The 3,019-nt window shown below is 71.2% G+C and carries 3 protein-coding genes; 1 reads left to right on the top strand and 2 read right to left on the bottom strand.

What is annotated here, in order from left to right:
• Positions 1-277 (top strand): hypothetical protein (locus ACY45C_RS20660; protein WP_462189214.1); only part of this gene is annotated, 277 nt, incomplete at its 5' end.
• A gap of 113 nt (positions 278-390) precedes the next feature.
• On the opposite strand, the gene purH is transcribed toward ACY45C_RS20660, so the two are convergent.
• Complete coding sequence (purH, locus tag ACY45C_RS20655) at positions 391-2,037, bottom strand: bifunctional phosphoribosylaminoimidazolecarboxamide formyltransferase/IMP cyclohydrolase (protein ID WP_462189213.1); 1,647 nt, start codon at positions 2,035-2,037, stop codon at positions 391-393.
• Complete coding sequence (gene purN, locus ACY45C_RS20650; RefSeq protein ID WP_462189211.1) at positions 2,034-2,684, bottom strand: phosphoribosylglycinamide formyltransferase; 651 nt, start codon at positions 2,682-2,684, stop codon at positions 2,034-2,036. Before purN ends, purH begins: the two co-directional genes overlap by 4 nt.
• Between the last annotated feature and the right edge of the window lie 335 nt (positions 2,685-3,019).

Raw genomic sequence — 3,019 nt, 5'->3', positions numbered from 1 at the left:
GGCCCGGCCCGGCGCGGCCGCGGCCGGACTGTCGCTGTCCCAGGCCGATCATCGGCCTGACAGTGATCATCTACCGGAGGTCAACCAGCGTCCCGGACGCCTGCCCAGTGCCCGACCGGACACCCGCACCGACGCGCCGGGGGCGCCCGGCGTCGTGGCGAGCGACGGCACCGGGATCGCCGGCGACACCGGCGACACCGGCGAGTCGACTCCTTCGATCGAACTGGAGTATCGGCGTACGGACGGGCATCTGCGATGGGGCCGCCGATTCCGGTGAAGACATGCGCTGGTGAAGAGATGCGTGCCGGGGCCGCCGACGACTCCTCGGCAAAGGCTTCGGCCGGTGGCTGGCGGAACATACGCCGGTGCCACCGGCCTGGTGGCCCGCTGTCAGTGCGCGAAGTGGCGGACACCGCTGAAGTAGAGCGTGACGCCGGCCTCTCGGGCGGCCGTGATGACGAGCTCGTCGCGCACCGACCCGCCCGGTTCGACCACGGCCCGCACCCCCGCCTCGGCGAGCACCTCGAAGCCGTCAGGGAACGGGAAATAGGCGTCGCTCGCGGCGACGGCCCCCTTCGCCCGGTCCCCGGCCCGGGTCACCGCGAGCCGGGCCGCGTCCACCCGGTTCACCTGGCCCATCCCGACGCCGACGGTGGCACCGCCGGACGCGAGGAGGATGGCGTTCGACTTCACCGAGCGCACCGCCCGCCAGGCGAACCGCAACTCGGCCAGTAGGGCCTCGTCCGCAGGTGATCCCGCCTCCAGCGTCCATCCGGACGGCTCGTCGCCCGGCGCCTCGACGGCGTCCCGCGACTGCAGGAGCAGGCCTCCGCTGATCTGACGCAGTTCGATCCCGCGCTGGTGCGGCGGCGGCGGGCACTCCAGCAGCCGGATCGACGGCTTACGGGAGAGGATCTCCACCGCGGCGGGTTCGTATGCCGGTGCGACGACGACCTCGGTGAAGATCTCCGCGATCTGTTCGGCGAGCTCGACCGAGACCGGACGGTTGGTCGCGATCACCCCGCCGAAGGCGGAGACCGGGTCGCAGGCATGCGCCTTGCGGTGGGCCTCGGCGATGGTGGCGCCGACCGCGATGCCGCAGGGGTTGGCGTGCTTGATCACGGCCACGGCGGGCTCGGTGAAGTCGAACACTGCTCGGCGGGCGGCGTCGGTGTCGGTGTAGTTGTTGTAGGACATCTGCTTGCCGTGCAGCTGACGGGCCGAGGCGAGGCCGGGCCGACCCCCGGCGTCGCTCTCCACGTAGAGCGCGGCGCGCTGATGGGGGTTCTCGCCGTAACGCAGGACCTCCGTACGGTGCCACTGCGCGGACAGCACGTCGGGCCATCCGCTCTCCCGCGCCACCTCGTCCGGCGCGACGGCGCCGGCGAACCACGAAGACACGGCGATGTCGTACGCCGCGGTGTGGGCGAACGCCTTCGCGGCGAGCCGACGGCGAGCGGGAAGATCATATCCGGATCCGCGGACTGCGGCGGCCAACTCGGTGTAGTCGCCGGGTGTGACGACGACGGCGACCGACGCATGGTTCTTCGCCGCCGCGCGGATCATGGCCGGACCGCCGATGTCGATCTGCTCGATCACCTCGTCCTCGCTCGCACCGGAGGCGACCGTCGCGGCGAACGGATACAGGTTGACGACGACCAGGTCGAACGGGGCGATGTCGAGTTCGGCCAGCGCCGCGGCGTGCTCGGCGTTACGCAGATCGGCCAACAGACCGGCGTGCACGTGGGGGTGCAGCGTCTTGACGCGACCGCCCAGCACCTCCGGAAAGCCGGTCACGGTGCTCACCGGTGTGACCGCCAGCCCGTGACGGGCCAGGACGTCGGCGGTCGAACCGGTCGAGACCACCTCGACGTCGGCCACGAGGAACGCCTCCGCGAGGACGTCGAGCCCGCTCTTGTCGTAGACGCTGACAAGCGCCCGTCGCAGCGGCCGCCGCCCGGTGGGGACCACTTCGCCGGGCTCGGATCCGCGGACAGCCCCGCCCTCGCCGGCCACACCTTCGCCCGATGACGTCATGATTCCTCCTGTATCCAAACTTCTACCAATGCGGGAGACCCATGCTCGCCCCGTCGAGGTCCGGCCGGGGCCGAGTCGCCGCTCCCGGCCCGCACGATCTCGCCGATCGTCGCGACGAACAGTCCTCGCTCGACGCTCTGGATCCGTGCATGAAGTGTCTGCTCGGTATCGCCTGGCTCAACCGGCACCGCCCGCTGAGTGATGATTGGACCGGTGTCAACGCCTTCGTCGACCCAGTGCACCGTCACCCCGCTGACCTTCACCCCGGCGGTCAACGCGTCACGCACCGCGGTGGCTCCCGGGAAGGCGGGCAGCAGCGACGGGTGGGTGTTGATCGTCCGGAACCGGCCGATCACCCGGGCACTGAGAATCTTCATGTAGCCCGCCAGGACCAACAGATCGGGCGCGAACTCGGCGATCCGCCCGGCCGTCGCGGCGTTGAAGGCATCCCGGTCCGCGTGGTCCTCGAGACGAACGATGAACACCGGGACCCCCGACGCCCGGGCCCGCCGTTCCGCGCCGGTGCCATAGCGGTCGGTGCCGACCGCCACGACCGCCGCGCCGAACCCGGGGTCCGCGGTTGCGTCGAGGATCGCCTGCAGGGTGGTTCCCGCTCCCGAGGCGAGCACGACGAGACGAGCAGACACAGACACACTCCGTAAGCAGAATCGGGCGACACGACGAGCCGCCCGCTGCGCAACCGCCATCTGCGGACGGCGGCGGAACAATGGCCGGTTCGACTGTACTGACTCGACCAGCTCCGCCGCTTCCCGCCGGAAACGCGCGCACCGGCGCCCGCCGGGCGCGGCCCGCCAGGCAGCCACCTGAGCCCGGGGCTGCCGATCATGCCGCCGGAACCCATCCGGCGAGGAGATCTGCCAGCCACGCGTCGATGGCCTGGGCGGACGGGACCTCGCAGGCCGCCGGAGACGACAGCCCGTCTAGCTCTGTCTTCCGCACATGGGGTTTCGATGCGTTGACC

The organism is Frankia sp. CcWB2 (assembly GCF_977927585.1).
The sequence above is the reverse complement of the archived record's forward strand: the minus strand, read 5'-3'. Positions and strand labels throughout refer to the sequence as shown.

Excerpts from the sequence above, each read along its gene's own strand:
- purH (WP_462189213.1), bottom strand. The coding sequence starts at position 2,037 with ATGACGTCATCGGGCGAAGGTGTGGCCGGCGAGGGCGGGGCTGTCCGC.